Here is a 20,382-nt window from a genome sequence, read left to right on the forward strand (position 1 = left end):
CTTATTGTTCGATGCGTTGTTTCAGCACGGCAAAGGCCTCGTCAATGCCATCGGCCTTTGTGCCGCCCGCCTGGGCCAGGTCGGGTCTGCCGCCGCCGGAGCCGCCGCAGGGAGCGGCTACGTCCTTGATAAGCGCGGGAGCAGTGAATTTTCCGTGCAGGTCTTTGGAAACGTAAAGCAAAAGCCCCACCTTGCCGTCTTCGGCTGTTGCCAGGCAGACAACGGCATTGTCGGCAAGGCGCGAGCGCACATCGTCCATGACTTCGCGCAGGGCTTTCACAGGAACATTGTCAAGTTTGGCGGCCAGCATGCGCACTCCGTTGACGTCCTGCGCGCGGGCGGCCAGATCGGCCCCGGTGGCAGGAGCGGCAGCGGCCTTTTCCGAGGCCTTGCGCAGCTTTTTCACATCGCCTTGCAGGGCGGTCACGCGCTCGGCCAACTGGCCGGGGCGCGCCTTGAGTATGCCCGAAAGCGCGGCAAGTTCCGCGCGCTGTTCAACAGCCTGGGCATAGGCATTCCAGCCGGTTACGGCCTCTATGCGCCGCGTGCCGGCGGCCACGCCGCTTTCAGAAACGATCATGAAGGCCCCGGCCTCGCCGGTGCGTTCAAGGTGTGTGCCGCCGCACAGTTCCACAGATTCAGGTTCGCCTTTTTCCGCGCCGGAAACTGTGAGCACGCGCACAATATCGCCATATTTTTCGCCAAACAGGGCCATTGCTCCGGTTGCCATGGCTTCGGCCACGGGCATTTCCCTGGCGGCCACAGGCAGGTCGGCCATGATGGCGCGGTTCACGTCGCGCTCCACCGCCGCCAGTTCTTCGGGCGTGAGGGCCGCAATGTGTGAAAAGTCAAAACGCAGGCGGTGCGGGTCAACCAGAGAACCGGCCTGCTTCACATGGGTGCCCAGCGCGCGGCGCAGGGCGGCGTGGAGCAGGTGGGTGCAGGTGTGGTTGCGGGCAGTGGATTTGCGCTGGTCGGCGTCCACCTTGAGGGTGGCCTCGCCGCCCTTGTGCAGCTCACCCTTGGTCACTTCAATTTCATGCACCAGCAGGGTGGGGGCAGGCTTGTGGGTGGTCAGCACCCGCGCCTCGCCGGAGGTGCTTGCCAGCGTGCCCATGTCGCCAGCCTGGCCGCCGCCCTCGCCGTAAAAAGGCGTGGCAGCGGTAATGGCGTAGCCGGTGTCGCCTTCGCCGAGGTCGGCCACTTCTTCACCAGCGGCATTGAGCAGCAGGGTCAGGGGGCTGGTTTCGGTCAGGCGTTCATAACCCACAAAGGTACTGGTTACGCCAGCGTCCAGCAGGGGCTTGAACACGTTTGCGCCGTCAGCCTGGCCCAGTAGGCCGCCTTTTTTCTGATGTTCTCGGGCGCGCTTGCGCTGTTCGCCCATGTGCTTTTCAAAGCCCTTGGCGTCAGCGGTGAAGCCGCGCTTTTCGGCAACGTCAGTCACGATATCGAGCGGGAAGCCATAGGTGTCGTACAGCTTGAAGCAGAACTCACCAGGAATCTGCATCTGCCCGGCGGCTTTGAGGGTCGCCAGTTCTTCATCCAGAAGCTCCAGACCCTTTTGCAGGGTGAGGGAGAAACGCTGTTCTTCCTCGTGCACGGCGCGGGCGATAAAGTCGGCATGTTCGGTCAGTTCGGGATAGGCGTCGCCCATCACTTCCGTAACCTTGCGGGCCACCTTGTACATGAAGGGTTCGTTCACGCCAATGAGCGTGGCAAAGCGCAGGGCGCGGCGAATCAAACGACGCAGCACATAGCCCCGGCCCTCGTTGGAGGGCAGCACGCCGCCAGCCACAAGGAAGGCCGCCGAGCGGCTGTGGTCGGCAATGACGCGCAGGGCCGTATCCACATCGTTGGTGTCGGGCGCGCTGAAGCTGTAGCTCACATTGGCAAGCGATGCGGCGTACTGGATGATTTCCTGAAACAGGTCGCAGTCAAAGTTGGAGCGCTTGCCCTGCGCAACGGCGGCCATGCGTTCAAGCCCCATGCCCGTATCAATGTTGGGATTGGCAAGAGCCACGCGGGTGCCGTCGGCAGACTGGTCAAACTGGGTGAACACGAGGTTCCAGATTTCAAGGAACCGGTCGCAGTCGCACTTGCCGATGCCGCAGTCCGGCCCGCAAGACATGTCTTCGCCCTGATCCACATAAATTTCGGAACAGGGGCCGCAGGGGCCGGTATCGCCCATGGTCCAGAAGTTGTCTTTTTCGCCCATGCGCACGATGCGGTCGGCGGGCAGCCCGGCAACTTCGGCCCAAATGGCCGCAGCTTCGTCATCTTCGCGGAACACTGTGACCCAGAGCTTTTCCTTGGGCAGTTCAAGCTCCTTGGTTACAAATTCCCAGGCCCAGGTGATGGCTTCGCGCTTGAAATAGTCGCCGAAAGAAAAGTTGCCCAGCATTTCAAAAAACGTGTGGTGGCGCGCTGTGCGGCCCACGTTTTCAAGGTCGTTGTGCTTGCCCGAAACGCGCAGACATTTCTGGCAGGTGGTGGCGCGGCTGTATGCACGCTTTTCCTCGCCAAGAAACAGCTTTTTGAATTGCACCATGCCAGCATTGGTGAACAGCAGGGTGGGGTCGTTGGGCGGAATGATGGGGCCGGATTCGACAATTTCATGCTGGTGGCGTTTGAAAAATTCGAGGTAGCGGCTGCGGATTTCTTTGGCGGTGAGCATTTACTGGCTCCGTAATGGGGTCTGCGCGAACAACGACCGCGCACCACCAAGGCGCGCGGTCGCAGGTAAAAAATGGCCTTTATTCGTAAGTGGGCGCGGGGGCTTCCCCTTCGTCCAGGTCTTCTGCGGTGGGCGTGAATTCCTTGGGGTTCAAACCCAGAAATTCCACAACCTTGGCTTCAATCTGGTTGCGCAGATCAAGGTTTTCGTCCAGCAGCGCGCGTACTTTTTCGCGCCCCTGGCCGAGCTTCTCGCTGCCAAATGCAAACCACGAGCCGCTCTGGTCGATGATCTTGGCTTCAATGCCGAGGTCAAGCAGTTCGCCGGAGCGCGAAATGCCCTGACCGTACAGAATATCAAAAATGGCGCTGCGGAAGGGCGGGGCAACCTTGTTTTTGACCACCTTGACCCTTGTGCGCGAGCCGAAGGATTCTTCCTTGTCCTTGAGGGTCTGGATGCGGCGGATGTCCAGCCGCACGGAAGAATAGAACTTGAGCGCGTTGCCGCCAGTGGTGGTTTCGGGGCTGCCGTAGCCGGTGACGCCGATCTTCATGCGGATCTGGTTGATGAAGATGACGGACGTGCGCGATTTGTGGATGGTGCCAGTGAGGCGGCGCATGGCATGCGACATGAGGCGGGCGTGACCGCCTACCTGCGATTCGCCCATGTCGCCTTCCAGTTCGGCCTGCGGAATAAGCGCGGCCACGGAGTCGACCACCACAAGGTCAACCGCGCCGGAACGCACGAGCATGTCGGCAATGTCCAGCGCCTGTTCGCCGTAGTCGGGCTGCGAGATGAGCAGTTCGTCAGTGTTGACGCCGAGTCGCTTGGCGTAAGAAACGTCAAGGGCATGTTCTGCGTCCACAAAGGCGCAGGTGCCGCCCATTTTTTGGCATTCTGCGATGATGTGCAGGGTCAGCGTGGTTTTGCCCGAAGATTCCGGGCCAAAAATTTCGCTGATGCGCCCGCGCGGAATGCCCCCCACGCCAAGGGCCAGATCAAGGCCGATGGAACCTGTGGGGATCACGGGGATATTGACGTGGGCATCGTCGGAAAGCTTCATCACAGCGCCCTTGCCGTACTTGCGCTCAATGGTGGCAAGTGCGGTGCCCAAGGCTTCGGCGCGCGCGTTTTCCTGACTCATGGCCGGTTTCTTCGCCATAGCTCATTGCTCCGGGTAAAAATATCTTCAAGCGCGTCAGTGTAGCAGACCAAGGCGGGCAAGGCAAATGCCAGATTGGCGGAGGGCCTGCGCTTGTGTCGTTAATAATTGAGTATAATTCCTGATAATGATAATTGCAAGCAGGCAAAAGCCGCGCAAGGTCAGTATGCTCCTCTTGCGCACGGGCGATTGCTGTCGTACAAGCGCGGGCATGAGCGATTCTCCCCAAATCATCGTACTATTTTCCGGCGGGCTCGACAGCCTGCTCACAGCAAAACTGCTTGAACGTCAGGGTCTCGCCGTGCGTTGCCTGCATTTTTATTCGCCCTTCTTTGGCGGCGAAGCTGTGGCGGCACGTTGGCGCAAGACTTACGATCTTGATATTGTTACTCAGGATGTCGGCCCCCAGTTTGCCGCCATGCTGCGCCAAAGGCCGGAACACGGCTTTGGCAAGGTGCTCAACCCCTGCGTTGACTGCAAGATACTGCTGCTGCGCGAGGCCCGCAAATATATGGAAAGCGTGGGCGCCAAGGCTCTGGCTTCGGGCGAGGTGCTGGGCCAGCGGCCCATGTCGCAGCGGCGCGACACGCTGAACGTCATCATGCGCGACGCCGCCGTGGCTGACATCCTGCTGCGCCCCCTGTGCGCCAAGCATCTGCCGCCGACCCCTGTGGAAGAAAGCGGGCTTGTGGACCGCTCGCGCCTGCTGGGTATCTGGGGCAGGGGCCGCACCGAGCAGCTGAACCTTGCCAAGGAATACGGCATCAAGGAAATCCCCACTCCGGGGGGCGGCTGCCGTCTGACCGAGCGCGAGAACGCCCGCCGCTACTGGCTGGTGCTTACGCGCTTGCCGGAGCCAAGCGCCAATGATTTTACCCTTGCCAATCTTGGGCGTCAGTTCTGGCACAGCGAGGGACAGAACCACTACTGGCTGTGCGTTGGCCGCAACAGCGCGGACAACGACCTGCTGGCCGCCGCCGCAGGGCCGGACGACCTGATCCTGCGCATGCGCGATATGCCGGGGCCACTGGCACTGGCCCGCAATGGGGCCTTGTGGCCCGAGGACGTGCTGCGCACCGCCTGTCAGATGACAGCCTCCTACGCGCCCAAGGCCGTGGCCACTGGGGGGGATGTGTTTGTGCGCGCCCGCCGTGGCGAGGAATTCACAGACATATCCGTTCCCACGCAGCGTTGCGAGGATCTGTGGAACGAACCCGCCTGGGACGAGATAAAGGGCGTTATCCGCGCTGAAGCGCGCGAACGGCAGGCCGCACAGGATGCCGCCAAGGCTGCAGCACGCGAAGCCCGCTACGAGGCCGAGCGACTTGAAGCCGGACGGGAAGACGATCCAACTGGTGCCTGATTGCCACGCAACGTTCACCATAACTTCTTATTGTTGTGCTTTTATGACACCTTAGGCCCCGGTTTCACCGGGGTTTCTGTTTGTGCCAGTCGCCAAAGTGCATGCTTTGCGTAATCTTGAGGGCACAGCTTTACAAAGATTGCGCATGTAGCTATATGAGTCCATTGCATCAAAAGAGCATTTTCATTGAGAGGTGCTCTGAGCGGGCCATGCCGCCGCATGGCTGGCCAACGTAGGATATGCGGTGCGAATTGCTTGCGCCATGCATGTTCCTGCAAGGCCTATGAGTAGACCGTTCATGCGCCCCCCAGCGGCGTCCGCCGGAGGATTTAAATGGATCACAAGGATTTGGAATACTTTCGCAAGCTTCTTTCCGACATGCTTGAAGAAGCGAAGCAGAAGGGTGACAGCACCCTGGAAGAACTGACGGATAGCAACGAAGTGTTTGCCGACCCGGCTGACCGCGCCACTGCAGAATCCGACAGGGCCTTTACCCTGCGCATCCGTGACCGTGAGCGCCGCCTGATCCGCAAGATCCAGGCAGCCCTTACCCGCATTGACGATGGCACCTACGGGATTTGCGAAGACTGCGGCGACGACATCAGCGTTCCCCGTCTCAAGGCCCGGCCTGTGACGCGTTTGTGCATCAACTGCAAAGCTAAACAGGAAGAAGACGAACACCTTCGCGGCGATTAACGTCATTTCTTTGCCTTAAAGGCACTGTTTTTGTTGCTTTCGGCCAGGCGGGCGCTGCGCTCGCGCACTCCCGCTTGCGCCTGACGGCATGCATGCTTCGGGCAGGCTCCCGGTGGTTCTGCTTTGCAGCGGGGGGCTGGCGAACTGGGTCTGCAAGACTTCCGGCCTGTTCGCAACGGTCGTACCATGCCAATGGAAAGAGCTGGCGAGGCTGTTACTCAAACCGTCTGCGCAATTATGCCAGCCTGCGGTCTGCCATCGGTTGCGCCTGGAACTGCGTTTGCCGCTGCATCTGCGCATGCGCTGGGGACGTTGTGCGGCCTTGTCTTCAACAGGGCAAGGTCTTCCCTGCCGAGCCCCTGCCGCGCTTTGCCGCCTTGCCCCTGTTTACTCCCCAGCCATTCACCTTGCCCCTAAGCCGGTTTTTTCTATGGATGCCCATCTTTTCCGCCGTTTTTGTGAAGACCTGACCCCCTTGCTCATTGGCGCAAGGGTGGAAAAAATTCAGGAACCTGCTGATGGCCTGCTGGCTCTCATGGTTTACAGCGGTGGGCGCAAACGGCAGCTTTGTCTGCGTTTTGGGCGCAAGGAACCGTTCTGCTTTATTACCTCACAGCGCATCAGCGTTGGCCGTGCGCCTTCAGCCCCCATCATGCGACTGCGCAAGTATGCCGCTGGTCGGCGTATTGTTGCCTGCGTGGCCCGTTGGAGCGAGCGCTGCTTGTGGCTGCTGCTTGGCGGCGGCGCAGAGGCTCTCCAACTGCCGCCATTGTCCCAACAGGGGCAGGGTGAGGCAGGCACGGAGCAATCTCCGCGTCTGACCTGGCTGCTGCTTGATCTGCGCGAAGGGCCTTCGCTCCGCTTTCTGGCTGAGAATGAATCGCCGGAAGACGAGCAGGCCGTCTGGCCGGAGCCTGCGCAACTGGCAGATGCCCTGAGCAACTGGCGGCAGTGGCCTGTGCTTACCCCCGCCCTGCGCCGCACCCTTGCTTGCCTCGAAGAACCGGAACAGTGGGCCTTGCTGGAAGACCTGCGGGCTGGCGGCGGTGATGTGTTCTGCTACGGCCCCTGCGCGCCTGCCTCCGACAATGCATCTGCAACGGCCATGCTGCGTCCAGTGCTCGCCATAAGCGCTTGGCCTCTGCCCCTGGAACAGCAAAGGGCCTTGCAGGGCAAGAATGCGGAGGCATCATCCATTGCTGAATTTTGCGGGCCGGATGTCCTGAATCTGACCGAACTGGCAGGGCAGGACATGGTGCTTGCCCGTCTGGCTCTGGATCAGGCGCGGGAGGCGGCCCAGCCTCTGGACAGGCGGGCGCGCAAGCTCGCAAAGCTGCTGGAAAAACTGCGCGAGGAAGAAAACCGCCTTGGCAGGATGATGGCTTGTCAGGCAGACGCTCTGGCGCTTCAGGCCGAATTGTGGCGTTGGCCTGCGGATTTTCGTGCGGTTGCCGTCACGGTGGAAGAAGGCCCGCACGGTCCGGCGCGGGAAATACCGCTGGATCTGCGCTACTCTGTGCGCGAGCAGATGGCCCGCCTTTTCCATTCGGCCCGGCGCGGGCAACGTGGCATGGAGCATCTGGCTGTGCGGCGTGCGGCGCTGGAAGACGAGATGGCCTCCTTGCGTCAGGCCCGACCCGGCAGCTGGCCTGGCAGCCTGTTGGGCGCCACTGCGGGCGCTGCCGATGAGGCGGCTTCCGCCGGGCGCGCGGCTGGTGCCGGCATGGCCGCCACCCTGCCCAAGAATGTGCAGATGTTCATAAGTTCAGATGGGTTTGTGCTGCTGCGCGGGCGCGATTCCAAGGGCAATCTGGCCGCGCGCAAGCTTGCTGCCCCGCACGATATCTGGCTGCATGCGGAAAACGGCCCCGGTTCGCACGTGATTATCCGCCGCGCCCACGGCGGGCAGGAAGTGCCGCCGCGCACCCTTGACGAGGCCGGGGCGCTGGCCGCCTGCAAAAGCTGGCAGCGCGACGCCGCCCGGGCACGCATACAGTATGCAGAGGTGCGTCACGTCAAACCCATGCGCAACGCCCCTGCGGGCACGGTGCGCATCGACAAGTCGCTGCCCTCGCGCGAGGTTCCCGTAGATCTTGCCCTTGAGGAAACACTGCTGCCCCGGTAAAGGGAAGCAAGCCCCACGGGCGCATTAGGGAGAGAGGTTTTCATGGATTTTACAGTTGAAGGCAAAGTTTTTCGGGCACGCGCCATTGATGCCCATGTGCTGGCAGTTGCCTCCTGGCAGGCATCTGCCCCGGATCAGGACATAGCTTTGGGCGGAGGCGCAACTCTGCGTATGCCCCGTGGCCGGAAGCATTGGCAGTGCGCTGTGGTTCGGCTTGAAAATGGCTGCGAGGTGCAGTTGCCCCTTCCGGATTCCTGTCCTGTTGCGCTCGGCGACTGCCTGAAGCTCGGTTGCCTTGGCCCGGCCTGCGTCGCAGAGGGCGGCGATGGCACGGCTCTGGAAGTCTATGCGGTGAGCAACCAAACATCGGGCTGGAAGCATGATTTTGTGGACGCAGCAGCCTTGATGAAACGTTGCGGCGTGAACCGCGTTACCGAATATGACCTGGAATCCTACCCTCTGAAAAAGGTCTGCAAGGTCAGCGTCATTGTCTTTCTGGTGGGGCTGGTCTGTTTCAGCTTTCTCATGCACCTGTTTACGGAAAGCATGGATGAGCTTGTGCGCCGTCTGCCCGAGGCCCTGTATATGAGCGCCAAGTTCGGCGGTATTGCCGCTCTGGTGGTAGCCGCAGGCGGCGGCCTGTACATGAAAAGCTCCAACGACTACAACCGGAAAAAGAAACAGGACAGCTATATTCAGCAGTTTGAGCAAGCCATGCTTGAGGCCATGCCGCAGCCTCCTGCATAATGTACTGTTCTTAAATTTGTCGGTAAGCATTTGCGCCGTCATGATGGGTCGTCCACAAGGCGGCCTTTTTTATATGAAAAGCATATAATTCCACAAGTACATAAAATTACAATTTTGTCTTGCTCGCAAGTCATGTTTGCGGAATTGTATCAATACTATGCCATTTTATGATGTCCTTGTATGTTTTATTAATTAATACAGAGTATTGAAGATTTATTGATGGCATGTAAACTGCAATATTCTTGTCACTTACAAGTTTACTCAAGCTGTGAAGATTCAAATGTTGAGCTACAGCTTGGGGCTATCCCCCTGACATGGCAGTGCTGGGAACAAAAATGATTGCAGGAGTGTGCGATATGCAAAAATGCAGATTATGGGTGTGCTGTTTTTTGGTTACTGCGGCGATGTTCATGGCTTCCGCCGCCGGCGCGGCGGATACTGTCATGTTGCAGCGCGAGGGGTGGGATCCCACCGTCAGACAGAGCCTCAATGAAATGTTTGTGCTCTATGGCAAGGGCAGCCCCAACTATAATCCTTCCATCCGGCCTTACGCTGTTTTTGATTTTGACAATACGGTTTCCATTCTGGATGTGGAAGAGCAGCTTGCAATCTATCAGCTTGAGCACATGCGCTTTGCCGTCAAGCCTGAGCAAATGTATGCAGTGCTGACCACCGGCGTGCCGGATATCAACATGGATCTGGGCAAGGAATTTAACAACCTCACGGTCGCCAAGGTTGCCGCAGATGCCGCTGCCGCATACAAACGGCTGTATGCGCAGGGCTATGTTTCCCCCGCCGGAGTTTACGGCGAAAAAATGCTGAAGATGCAGGCCAGTGACGACTGGAAGGAGTTTGCCACCAAGGCGCGCTGGCTTTATGACGCCATTGGTGACACCATGGATGTTTCTGTTTCCTATCCCTGGATTACCTACTGGTTTACGGGCATGACGCCCCAGCAGGTCTACGCCATGGCGCACGAGGCCTTTGTGCAGTACCGCAAGGCCAGCGCCGACCCTGCCTTCTGGCAAAAGCGCAAGTGGCAGAGCCCTGCAGCCTACAAGGGCAGCAAGGCCGGGCAGGTCGCGGTATCATACAAGCAGGGCATAACGGTATCGCCCGAGATTCAGGAGCTGTTTCACGCGCTTGAAGTCAATGGCTTTGACGCCTGGGTTTGCTCTGCCTCGTTTATTGATGTCATCTCAGCCGCAGTCAGTCCCGAAGTTTTTGGCATAGAAGGCGTGGACGGCGTACTTGCCATGACCAACAAGGAACAGAACGGCAAGTACATCAATGCCTATGATGATGATTTTCACGCGCAGACCCAGGGCAAGGGCAAAACATTGAGTATTTCAAAGCTCATTGCCCCCCTGTACCGTGGGCGTGGCCCCGTTTTTGTGGCCTTTGACTCTCAGGGTGATTTCAATTTTGTGAGCGAATACGCCGACACCGCCGTGGGCCTTGCGCTCAACCGCGCCCGCAAGGACGATGCCGGTATTCTTGCGGCCGTGGCCCTGTACCAGAATCAGAAAAAGCTCACCGTGGCCAAGGCTGTGCAGCAGGGCAATACCCGTTACCTCCTGCAAGGACGTAATGAAAACGGCGGATATTTGTGGCCCCGGCCCGAAGTGCAGCAACTGGGCAAGGACAAGCCTGAACTGCTCAGCAGCAAGGCCGAGGGCTGGTTGAAAAAGCTCGAAAGCGGCACCACTGTACCCGTGCTGATCAATGACGCTCCCAAGCTTACGGGCAAGCTCAAAACGTATGACGGGTATAAGTCCATACGTTAGAGGCTGGAGAATTGGATTTTTGCGGTGAGGCTTTACATCCTGACACATTACGTCAGGGGTTAGCTTGCGGTGAAGCCACGCGCGGTGCGCACTCCTGCGCGCAACACACGACAAAACAAAAGGCCGCCTCCGAAAGGAGGCGGCCTTTGACATGCAATAATGAAAAAGTAAGGGAGCTTACTTTTTCAGCACTTCCACCGTAGCAAGAGCGATCTGGAGTTCTTCGTTGGTGGGGATGATGATCACGGGGATCTTGCTGTCCGGCGTGGTAATGATGCGCGCGCCGGGCTTGCGGGTGCTGTTTTCTTCCTTGTTCAGCTTGATGCCGAAGGCTTCAAGGCCTTCGCAGACCATGGCGCGGACGATGTCGTCGTTTTCGCCGATGCCGGCGGTGAACACCAGGGCGTCCACGTTACCTTCAAGCAGGAAGAAGTAGGAACCAAGGGTCTTTTTGATGCTGCGCACGAGCAGCTTGAGGGCCAGCTCTGCGCGTTCGTTGCCTTTGTCCACCTGGGCATGCACATCGCGCATGTCGGTGTAGCCGCAAAGGCCAAGCAGGCCGGACTTTTTGTTCATCAGGGTGTCGGCTTCGGAGGGGCTGAGGCCCTTCTTTTCCATGACAAAGGGCACAATGGCCGGGTCAATGGTGCCGCAGCGGGTGCCCATCACAAGGCCTTCCAGCGGGGTGAGGCCCATGCTGGTGTCAAAGCACTTGCCGTTTTTCACGCAGCTCATGGAAGAGCCGTTGCCGAGGTGCATGGTGATGGAGCGCAGCTCGGAAAGGGGCTTGCCAAGGAACTCGGCAGTGGCGTTGGCAATGTACTTGTGCGAGGTGCCGTGGAAGCCGTAGCGGCGGATGCGCAGTTCTTCGTACAGCTCATAGGGCAGAGCGTACATGAAGGCTTCCTTGGGCATGCCCATGCCGAATTCGGTATCGAATACGGCCACGTTGGGAACGCCGGGGAAGAGCTTTTCAGCCACTTCAATGCCCATGAGGTTGGCGGGGTTGTGCAAGGGGCCAAGCACGGCGCATTCTTCCACAATCTGCTTCACGCGCTCGTTCACCAGCACAGGATCGCTCACGGCTTCGCCGCCGTGCAGCACGCGGTGGCCGATGGCGTAGATTTCGCTCTTGTCCTTGATAACGCCCTTGTCAGCGTCGGTCAGCAGAGCGATGACCAGTTCCATGGCTTCCACATGGGTGGGGAAGAAGGCCTCGCGAACAAGCTTTTCTTCCTTGTCCGTATCGGGGGCGATTTTGTGGGTGAGGCGTCCGCCTTCCTGGCCGATACGTTCGGCAAGACCGGAGCAGAGCACGCTGCGCGTGTCCATTTCCAGCAACTGATACTTGCAGGACGAAGAACCCGCGTTAATCACCAGAATTTTCATAACTCTTCCTTTCTTGAACTTGTTTATTCTGATCGCGGGCCGGCAGTCTGTGGCGCATGCCTTGCGTCAGTAATTTTTTTGCGGCGGCAGGCTTTGCACGGCGGCTTGCCCTCTCAGGCAAACCGCCGAAAGCTCATGTCAGCCGGGGCTGATTTTCTGTGACTACTGCTGCGCGGCCTTTTCGGCAGCGGCCTGCACCGCAGTGATGGCCACGGTGTTGACGATGTCGGGCACGGTGCAACCGCGCGAGAGATCGTTGACAGGCTTGTTCAGGCCCTGGAGCACGGGGCCGATGGCCACCGCGCCAGCAGCGCGCTGCACGGCCTTGTAGGTATTGTTGCCGGTGTTGAGGTCGGGGAAGATGAACACCGTGGCCTTACCGGCAACCTTGCTGTCGGGCATCTTGGTTTTGGCAACCGAGGGGTCGATGGCCGCGTCGTACTGCAAGGGGCCTTCCAGTGCGAGCTCGGGGGCCATTTCCTGCGCGATTTTGGTGGCTTCCACCACAACGTCCACGTCCGCACCCTTGCCGGAAGTACCGGTGGAGTAGGAAAGCATGGCAACACGCGGCTCAATGCCAAATACCTTGGCCGTGTGGGCCGAGGCAATGGCGATTTCTGCCAGTTGCTGCGCGGAGGGATTGGGGTTCACGGCGCAGTCGCCAAAGGCCAGCACGCGATCCTTGAGGCACATGAGGAAGACCGAGGAAACCACAGTGAATCCGGGCTTGGTCTTCACAAATTCAAAGGCCGGGCGGATGGTGTGGGCAGTGGTGTTGACCGAACCGGAAACCATGCCGTCGGCATCGTCCTTCTTGACCATCATGGTGGCAAAGTAGGTGGCGTCGGTCATGGTGTCGCGCGCCTGTTCAGGGGTGATGCCCTTCTTTTTGCGCAGTTCGTAGTAGGTATTGGCGTAGTCGTCAAACAGCTCGGATTTCACCGGGTCGATGAGGCGGGCCCTGGCAATGTCCAGACCAAAGGCGCTAGCCTTGGAGCGGATTTCTTCCACATCGCCCAGCAGGATGATTTCGGCCACATCGCGGCGCAAAAGGATATCCGTGGCGCGCAGGATGCGCTCCTCGGTGCCTTCGGCCAGCACGATGCGCATCTTGTTGGCCTTGGCGCGCTGGATCAGCTCGAATTCAAACATCATGGGCGTGATGCGGCTGCTGCGCTCGCCGCCGATGCGGTTTTCGATTTCCTTGCCGTTGACGTACTGTTCAAACAGGCCCAGCACGCTGTTGATCTTGCGCAGATCGCCCGGTTCAATGGGGGCGATGATGCTTTGCAGGGCCATAAAGGCCTTGTAGGTGTGGTGCGGCGTCAGCAGGATGGGCAGGGGCGAGCCTGTCCAGCCTTCAATGAATTTGCAGACGTTTTCGGAGGGACGGATGCCCCCGGTCAGCAGCACGCCCGCAATGTCGGGAGTAGAAGACGACAGGCGCGAGGCAATGGCTGCCAGGAGCACGTCGGCGCGGTCGCCAGGGGTGACGATGAGCTGGTCTTTGGCAATGTAGTTGAGCACATTGTCCACATGCATGGCGGCGATAAGGTAGTCGCCCACCAGCGCGTCCAGGCGCTTTTCGCCAAACAGCACTTCCGCGTCCAGGCCCTTTTTCACGTCAGCCATGGTGGGCTGACCGATGGTGGGGTCGTTGGGAACGGAGAAAATCAGGGCTGGGCTTTCCTGCGTGCTGAAATGGGCGCGCAGTTCGTCCAGTTCTGTCTGCGTGAGATTGCGGCGGTTCACAATGGTGGCAACCACGTCCAGCGCATAGGGTTCAAGGCTGTCCATGGTGATCTGGAGCGAATCACGAATATCTTCGGCGCTCACATTGTAGCCGCTGGTGACCAAGAGGACCGGGCAGCCAAGGTTGGCAGCGATTTCGGCATTGAGTTCAAATTCGAAAACCGGGTCTTTGGCAAGAAAGTCGGTGCCCACGCACACAACGAAATCATAGGTTTCCAGCAGCTTTTTGTACTTCTGGATGATGTTTTCGATGAGCAGGTTGCGCGAACCCTGATTGATGATCTGGCGAGCTTCGCGCTGGGTGTAGGCGAAAGTGTCGGCGTAGTCCATCTTGAGCTTGAAGTATTCAAGCATCAAATGGATGTCGGGGTCGCGGTCGTCCCACAGAGGTTCGTTGATGATGGGACGGAAAAAAGCCACCTTGCGCATGCTGCGGGTGAGCAGCTGCATGGCCCCAAGGGCAATGGCGCTCTTGCCCGTCATGGGCCCGGTGGCGGTGATGTATAGACCGTTGTGCATAGTGCCTCCCCTGCTGTGCCGGCAGGCTGGCGGTATTAACGCGAAAAGGGCGCGAGGGCATTCCTCGCGCCCAGGCCTTTAACCTTTGATCCCAAGCGTGTGACGTAGCCCGCGCCCGCAGCAACGGGCTGCCCCCCGGAGAGGAGCCAGATGCTGGCGGGCGCGGGTAGTCATAGCGTCAGACCTCTCTACTCGGCGCTGGTGCCGGGATAGGGCAGATCAGCCAGCTGCTTGAGCATGGCGTAGCGTTCAGTATAGGCTTCGGCCAGTTCGGCGCGCAGCTTCTTGGAGACTTCGGGAGCCATCTTTTCCAGAGAGGCAAAACGGGTTTCGCCGCCCAGGAATTCCTGAATGTCAGCAGAAGGAGCCTTGCTGTCGAGCTGGAAGGGATTCTTCTTTTCCTTGGCCAGTTCGGGGTTGTAGCGGTACAGGGGCCAGTAGCCGGAAAGAACGGCCATCTTGGCTTCTTCCTGGCTCTTGCCCATGCCCTTGCGCAGGCCCTGGTTGATGCAGGGAGCGTAAGCGATGATGAGCGAGGGTCCCTTGTAGGCTTCGGCTTCGCGGAAGGCCTTGAGCACCTGCTGCTTGTCCGCGCCCATGGACACGGAGGCAACGTACACATAGCCGTAGGTCATGGCCATGCGGCCAAGGTCTTTCTTGCCGGTGCGCTTGCCTGCGGCGGCAAACTGGGCCACGGCGCCAAGCGGGGTGGCCTTGGAGGACTGGCCGCCGGTGTTGGAGTACACTTCGGTATCCATCAGCAGCACGTTGATGTCGTCGCCGCTGGCGAGGACGTGGTCAAGGCCGCCGTAACCGATGTCGTAGCCCCAGCCGTCGCCGCCGAAGATCCACACGCTCTTCTTGGTGAAGAGGTCGTCCATGTGCCACAGTTCATGGGCCAGGGGGCTGTCAAAGCCTTCCAGGTTGGCCATGATCATTTCGCCGTACTTGCGGGAGCCTTCGGCATCGTCCTTGCTGTCCAGCCAACCCTGGAGGGCGGCCTTCAGTTCGGGAGATGCGGATTCTTCCTTCAGGGCTTCCTGAACCTTCATGGCCAGCAGACCACGGCGCTGTTCGTAGGCAATACCCATGCCGCAGCCGTATTCGGCGGCGTCTTCAAACAGGGAGTTGCCCCAGGCCGGGCCAAAGCCGTCCTTGTTGGTGCAGTAAGGCGTGGTGGGCGAAGAAGCGCCCCAGATGGACGAGCAGCCCGTGGCGTTGGCCACGATCATGCGTTCGCCGAACATCTGGGTGAGCACCTTGACGTAAGGCGTTTCGCCGCAACCGGCGCAGGCGCCGGAGAACTCGTGCAGGGGCTGCTGGAGCTGCGAACCCTTGACGGTGTCGCGAGCCATGAGCTCGTCCTTGAGCGTGATGTTGGCTTCGGCGAAGGCCAGATTTTCCTTCTGGGTGGGCATCTGGGTGTCAAGGGGCTTCATGACGAGGGCCTTGACCTTGGCGGGGCACACTTCGGCGCAGGAGCCGCAGCCCAGGCAGTCTTCGGTGTACACCTGGATGCGGAACTTCATGCCCTTCAGTTCTTTGCCAATGGCGTCCTTGGTCACAAAGGACGCGGGCGCGCCGGCCAGTTCTTCCTCGGTGGCGAGCACCGGGCGGATGGCGGCGTGGGGGCACACAAAGGAGCACTGGCAGCACTGGATGCAGTTTTCAACCTGCCATTCGGGCACGTCGATGGCGCAGCCGCGCTTTTCGCAAGCGGCGGTGCCGAGGGGCATGAAGCCAGCCGGATCCATGGCGGAGACGGGCAGCTTGTCGCCCTGCTGGGCCAGAATGGGACGCACAACGGCGCTGATGTATTCGTCGTCATCGCAGTGGCAGGCAGCGGCGCCTTCGGTGGCAGTGGCCCAGGAAGCGGGGTATTTCACTTCTTCCAGAGCGTCCATGCCCTTGTCCACGGCGGCAATGTTCATGTTGACGATCTTGTCGCCCTTGCTGCCGTAGGTTTTCTTGATGGATTCCTTGAGCAGGCCCACGGCCTTTTCAAAGTCAAGTACGTTGGCAAGCTTGAAGAAGGCGGTCTGCATGATCATGTTGATGCGGCCGCCGAGGCCCACTTCCTGGGCAACCTTGACGGCGTCCACGTTGTAGAACTTCAGCTTCTTGCGGGCGATGACGCGCTTCATGGAGGCGGGCAGGTGCTTTTCCATGTCGGCAAGCGACCAGTTGGAGTTCAGTACGAAGGTGCCGCCTTCCTTGATGCCTTCAAGAATGTCGTACTGGGTCACGTAGGCGGCTTTGTGACAGGCAACGTAGTCGGCCTTGGTGATCAGGTAGGAAGAGGTGATCTGTTCCTTGCCGAAGCGCAGGTGCGACACGGTGAAGCCGCCGGACTTCTTGGAGTCGTAAGCAAAGTAGGCCTGAGCGTAGAGATCGGTGTTGTCGCCGATGATCTTGATGGCCTGCTTGTTGGCGCCCACGGTGCCGTCAGCGCCGAGGCCGAAGAACTTGCACTGCACGGTGCCAGCGGGCACGGTATCGATTTCTTCTTCCACGTCAAGCGACGTGTAGGTGACGTCGTCGTTGATGCCCACGGTGAAGTGGTTCTTGGGCTGAAGGGCCAACATGTTGTCGTACACGGCCTTGGCCATGCCGGGGGTGAAGTCCTTGGAACCCAGACCGTAGCGGCCGCCCACCAGGGTGGGAGCTTCGCCCTTTTCGAGGAAGGCGGTGCACACGTCCTGATACAGCGGATCGCCAAGAGCGCCGCTTTCCTTGGTGCGGTCAAGCACGGTGATGCAGGTAACGCTGGAAGGCAGGGCGCGCAGCAGATGCTCGGTGGAGAAGGGGCGGAACAGGTGCACCTTCACGAGGCCCACGCGCTGGCCCTGTGCGTTGAGGTACTTCACGGTTTCTTCAATGACTTCACAGGAAGAACCCATGGAAACGATCACGCGGTCGGCTTCGGGGTGGCCCACGTAGTCAAAGAGGCGGTATTTGCGGCCAGTGATGGACTCGACCTTCTTCATGTTCTCAAGCACGATGCCGGGCACGGCGTCGTAGTAGAGATTGGAAGCTTCGCGGTTCTGGAAGTAAATATCGGGGTTCTGGGCGGTGCCGCGAATGTGCGGATGCTCGGGGTTCATGGCGGTGGCGCGGAATTCGGCCACCTTTTCCCAGTTCACCAGGGGGCGGATATCTTCGTAGTCAATGGTTTCGATCTTCTGCACTTCGTGGGAGGTACGGAAACCGTCAAAGAAGTGGCAGAAGGGCAGGCTGGAATCGATGGCGGAAAGGTGCGCAACGAGGGCCAGGTCCATGCATTCCTGCACGGAAGAGGAAGCCAGGAAGCAGAAGCCCGTCTGACGGGCGGCCATCACGTCCTGGTGGTCGCCAAAGATGGACAGGGCATGGGAGGCCAGGGCGCGAGCCGAAACATGGAAAACGCCGGGAAGCAGTTCACCGGCGATTTTGTACATGTTGGGGATCATGAGCAGCAGACCCTGGGAAGCCGTGTAGGTGGAGGTGAGGGCGCCGGCGGAAAGCATGCCGTGCACAGCGCCAGCGGCGCCGGCTTCGGACTGCATTTCGCGCACATTCACGATCTGGCCGAGCAGGTTTTTTGTGCCCTTGGCGGCCAACTGGTCCATGACTTCGCCCATGACGGACGAGGGGGTGATGGGGTAAATGGCTGCCGTTTCCGACAGAGCGTAGGCAATGTGCGCGGTGGCGTTGTTGCCGTCCATAGTTTTCATATGAGCCATCTGTTCCTCCTTGGCGCCCACAGGCGCGCAATGTTTTTACAAAATCAGCGTGGGTCGGATCGGCCCCTGAGATAAGGCCCCGCACTTGGCAGGGACGGGCAACGGCTAGTGCCGTGAAGTGAACACAAAATTGAGGCTGGGAGTGGAATCGTGGTAGAAAAACCCTACCCAATCCGCCTTTTCGCGTCCACCAAAAAAGCTTGGTATCACTTGTTTTGGAGCCTTGCTGCACACCCTCGTCTGCCCCGACGGAATGCGCGTTTTTGCGCTTACCATAAAATTGTTTGTTTGAACAGTTTAATCGTGGGCGCAACAAAAAAAAATGTGACAGGCGCAACATATGGAAAATAGTGATGAATTGTAAAATCTGGCAAGGTGGTTTGGGGCATGCCTGATGGGAAAACCTATGATGACAGCACGTTGGAATGCGCAGAGCAAATGAAAAAAATGTTACAAATGTTTCAGGGCAGAAAACCTGCGGCTTGTCCCTGATTCAATGTTACAGATTTTGGGTGATTGCGGGCTGACCCCTAGCTGCGCCTCCAGCGTTAATCGCCCTGCGGCAGTGTCGGAACTGATTTTGGCAGCGTCCGCAGGGTGGAGAAAACCAGTGCCCGCTGGAAGCGGGGGAGGAACCCTTTTGCAGGATTCCTCCCCCCAAAGCGTTCAGGTTCGTTCATCTCTGACGGGCATATTACAGCGAGAGGCCCATCTTGATGACCGCCTGCATGCCGCCTGTGGAGTTGACCACGTTGGTCACGCCGTTGCGGGCCAGCACCAGCAGGCTGTCATAGGCGCGCAGACCCGTATTGCAGATAATGGCAACAGGGCGGTCCTTGGGCACTTCGCTGATTCTGGCGGCGATTTCTTCCAGCGGCATGGCGTGCCAGTCGGGATGCTTTTCCTGCACAGCCTTACCTGCCGCCGCAGGGCGGGAATCAATAAAGAACACATGATTTTCGTTGCGTTTCTTCCACAAGTCCATGAACTGGTCGGCGGTCACGGGGGTGAAGCGCCCGGAGAGGGCGTTGTCGGCAACGTTGGCAACCACGTTGACCACGTCCATTGCCGAGGCAAAGGGCGGGGCGTAAGCGATTTCAAGGTTGGAGATGTCTTCCACCGTGGGCTTGGAGTATTGCAGGGCCGCAGCCACCGCATCAATGCGGGCCTTGAGCGAATCCGGGTCGGCGCAGGCGCCCTGAATGCCCAGCACCCGGCAGGTGGCCTTGTCCACCACCAGCTCAAGGCTCATCATGGATTTTTCGGGGTAGAAGTGGGCGTGGTCGAGCTGCTCTACGCTGACGCTCATGGCGTCAAAGCCTTCCTTGCGGGCACGTTCAACCGTAAGGCCCACGCCGCAGAAGGAAAGACCAAAGAGTTTGACGGCCCAGGAACCCACGAAGCCGGGGAATCTGGCATTGCCACCAGCAAGGTTGGTGCCGATGATACGGCCCTGACGGTTGGCCATGCTGCCCAGGGGCAGGTAGCCGACCTTGCCGGTGATAATGTTCTTGATGGCCACGCAGTCGCCGCCCGCATAGATGGAGGGGTCGGTGGTGCGCATGTGCTCGTCCACCACCACCGCGCCAAAGGGGGCCACTTCCAGCCCGGCATCCTTGGCAAGTTGCCCGTTGGGGATAAAGCCCGCAGCAAAGATCACCAGTTGGGCGGGGATTTCGCGCTTGTCCGTGACCACCTTGGTGACGGTGCCGTTTTCGCCTTCAAGGCGCAGCACTTTTTCAGAAGTGAACACGTCAACCTTGTGGGTCAGGCAGTCGTTGGCGGCCATGAGCGAAAGAGGCTGGGAAAGCACGCCGGGCAAAATCTGATCCATCATTTCCACAACGCTGACTTTCACGCCCCACATGTCGGCCAGGGCCACGGCAGCCTCAAGGCCGATGAAGCCGCCGCCCACAATGACCGCCTCGCTCACCTTGCCCTCCTGGCAAGCAGCACGGATGGCACCGGCGGCTTCAAGGCGGGTCAGGGAAAGCACGTTTTTCAGATCCTTGCCGTCAATGGGGGGAACGCGCGGGCTTGCGCCGGTAGCGAGCACCAGCTTGTCATAAGGCAGTTTTTCTTCCTTGCCGGAAACAACGTCCTTGACGAGCAGGGTTTTGGCTGCGCGGTCAATGGCCAGGGCGCGCGTCTGGGTGCGTACGGTGATGCCCTTCATATCGCGGAAAAATTCGGTGTCGCGCACAGTATGATAGGGTGTGGAGCGCAGATCGTCGAGATTCTGTATTTCACCGGACACGTAGTAGGGGATGCCGCAACCGCCGTAGGAAATGAAGACGTTTTCGTCCACAAGCATCACTTCCGCATCGGGCATGAGGCGCTTGCAGCGGCAAGCCGCCTTGGGCCCCAGGGCAACACCACCAACTACCAGAATTTTTTCAGACATATCCGGGCTCCTTAGTGAAGAGTTATGAGCAAATGAGCA

General features: G+C 59.4%; 11 protein-coding genes. 5 read left to right on the top strand and 6 right to left on the bottom strand.

The features are described 5' to 3' along the window. Position 1: 1 nt before the first annotated feature. Positions 2–2,677: an alanine--tRNA ligase gene (gene alaS / locus JMF94_RS12150; RefSeq protein ID WP_240825387.1), complete on the bottom strand. Its 2,676-nt coding sequence runs from the start codon at positions 2,675–2,677 to the stop codon at positions 2–4. A 79-nt stretch (positions 2,678–2,756) separates the two neighbouring features. After that, positions 2,757–3,839 carry a recombinase RecA gene (gene recA, locus JMF94_RS12155; protein WP_240825388.1) on the bottom strand — a complete coding sequence of 361 codons (1,083 nt, stop codon included), beginning with the start codon at positions 3,837–3,839 and terminating at the stop codon, positions 2,757–2,759. A 211-nt stretch (positions 3,840–4,050) separates the two neighbouring features. Here recA and JMF94_RS12160 point away from each other — a divergent pair, with 211 nt between their 5' ends. From JMF94_RS12160 to JMF94_RS12180, 5 genes are all read left to right on the top strand, one after another. Then, complete coding sequence (locus JMF94_RS12160; protein ID WP_240825389.1) at positions 4,051–5,202, top strand: tRNA(5-methylaminomethyl-2-thiouridylate) methyltransferase; 1,152 nt, start codon at positions 4,051–4,053, stop codon at positions 5,200–5,202. A gap of 333 nt (positions 5,203–5,535) precedes the next feature. After that, a complete protein-coding gene (dksA, locus tag JMF94_RS12165) occupies positions 5,536–5,898 on the top strand; it encodes an RNA polymerase-binding protein DksA (protein WP_022659715.1) in 363 nt (120 codons plus the stop codon). A 430-nt stretch (positions 5,899–6,328) separates the two neighbouring features. Further along, positions 6,329–8,023 carry an NFACT RNA binding domain-containing protein gene (locus JMF94_RS12170; RefSeq protein ID WP_240825390.1) on the top strand — a complete coding sequence of 565 codons (1,695 nt, stop codon included), beginning with the start codon at positions 6,329–6,331 and terminating at the stop codon, positions 8,021–8,023. Positions 8,024–8,065: 42 nt separating this feature from the next. Next, positions 8,066–8,770, top strand: coding sequence for a hypothetical protein (locus JMF94_RS12175; protein WP_240825391.1), 705 nt, complete (start codon positions 8,066–8,068; stop codon positions 8,768–8,770). 410 nt (positions 8,771–9,180) lie between these two features. Beyond that, positions 9,181–10,557: a hypothetical protein gene (locus JMF94_RS12180; RefSeq protein ID WP_240825392.1), complete on the top strand. Its 1,377-nt coding sequence runs from the start codon at positions 9,181–9,183 to the stop codon at positions 10,555–10,557. A 177-nt stretch (positions 10,558–10,734) separates the two neighbouring features. Here the strand turns inward: JMF94_RS12180 and JMF94_RS12185 are convergent, their stop codons facing one another. The 4 genes from JMF94_RS12185 to JMF94_RS12200 all read right to left on the bottom strand — a co-directional run bounded on the left by JMF94_RS12185 (position 10,735) and on the right by JMF94_RS12200 (position 20,343). Next, positions 10,735–11,946 carry an acetate kinase gene (locus JMF94_RS12185; protein ID WP_192112697.1) on the bottom strand — a complete coding sequence of 404 codons (1,212 nt, stop codon included), beginning with the start codon at positions 11,944–11,946 and terminating at the stop codon, positions 10,735–10,737. A 162-nt stretch (positions 11,947–12,108) separates the two neighbouring features. Next, positions 12,109–14,217: a phosphate acetyltransferase gene (gene pta, locus JMF94_RS12190; protein ID WP_240825393.1), complete on the bottom strand. Its 2,109-nt coding sequence runs from the start codon at positions 14,215–14,217 to the stop codon at positions 12,109–12,111. Between the two features lie 188 nt (positions 14,218–14,405). After that, a complete protein-coding gene (nifJ, locus tag JMF94_RS12195) occupies positions 14,406–17,939 on the bottom strand; it encodes a pyruvate:ferredoxin (flavodoxin) oxidoreductase (RefSeq protein ID WP_240825394.1) in 3,534 nt (1,177 codons plus the stop codon). A gap of 694 nt (positions 17,940–18,633) precedes the next feature. Then, on the bottom strand, positions 18,634–20,343 hold the full coding sequence (locus tag JMF94_RS12200; protein WP_240825395.1) for an FAD-dependent oxidoreductase: 1,710 nt from the start codon (positions 20,341–20,343) through the stop codon (positions 18,634–18,636). Positions 20,344–20,382 lie beyond the last annotated feature (39 nt).

Source organism: Desulfovibrio sp. UIB00, from assembly GCF_022508225.1.
GTDB lineage: Bacteria > Desulfobacterota > Desulfovibrionia > Desulfovibrionales > Desulfovibrionaceae > Desulfovibrio.

What these genes read in the sequence shown, in the direction of transcription:
- JMF94_RS12200 (WP_240825395.1), bottom strand. Translation starts at nt 20,343, where the DNA reads ATGTCTGAAAAAATTCTGGTAGTTGGTGGTGTTGCCCTGGGGCCCAAG.
- pta (WP_240825393.1), bottom strand. Translation starts at nt 14,217, where the DNA reads ATGCACAACGGTCTATACATCACCGCCACCGGGCCCATGACGGGCAAG.
- JMF94_RS12160 (WP_240825389.1), top strand. Translation starts at nt 4,051, where the DNA reads ATGAGCGATTCTCCCCAAATCATCGTACTATTTTCCGGCGGGCTCGAC.
- recA (WP_240825388.1), bottom strand. Translation starts at nt 3,839, where the DNA reads ATGGCGAAGAAACCGGCCATGAGTCAGGAAAACGCGCGCGCCGAAGCC.
- JMF94_RS12180 (WP_240825392.1), top strand. Translation starts at nt 9,181, where the DNA reads ATGGCTTCCGCCGCCGGCGCGGCGGATACTGTCATGTTGCAGCGCGAG.
- JMF94_RS12170 (WP_240825390.1), top strand. Translation starts at nt 6,329, where the DNA reads ATGGATGCCCATCTTTTCCGCCGTTTTTGTGAAGACCTGACCCCCTTG.
- JMF94_RS12175 (WP_240825391.1), top strand. Translation starts at nt 8,066, where the DNA reads ATGGATTTTACAGTTGAAGGCAAAGTTTTTCGGGCACGCGCCATTGAT.
- JMF94_RS12185 (WP_192112697.1), bottom strand. Translation starts at nt 11,946, where the DNA reads ATGAAAATTCTGGTGATTAACGCGGGTTCTTCGTCCTGCAAGTATCAG.
- alaS (WP_240825387.1), bottom strand. Translation starts at nt 2,677, where the DNA reads ATGCTCACCGCCAAAGAAATCCGCAGCCGCTACCTCGAATTTTTCAAA.
- dksA (WP_022659715.1), top strand. Translation starts at nt 5,536, where the DNA reads ATGGATCACAAGGATTTGGAATACTTTCGCAAGCTTCTTTCCGACATG.
- nifJ (WP_240825394.1), bottom strand. Translation starts at nt 17,939, where the DNA reads ATGGCTCATATGAAAACTATGGACGGCAACAACGCCACCGCGCACATT.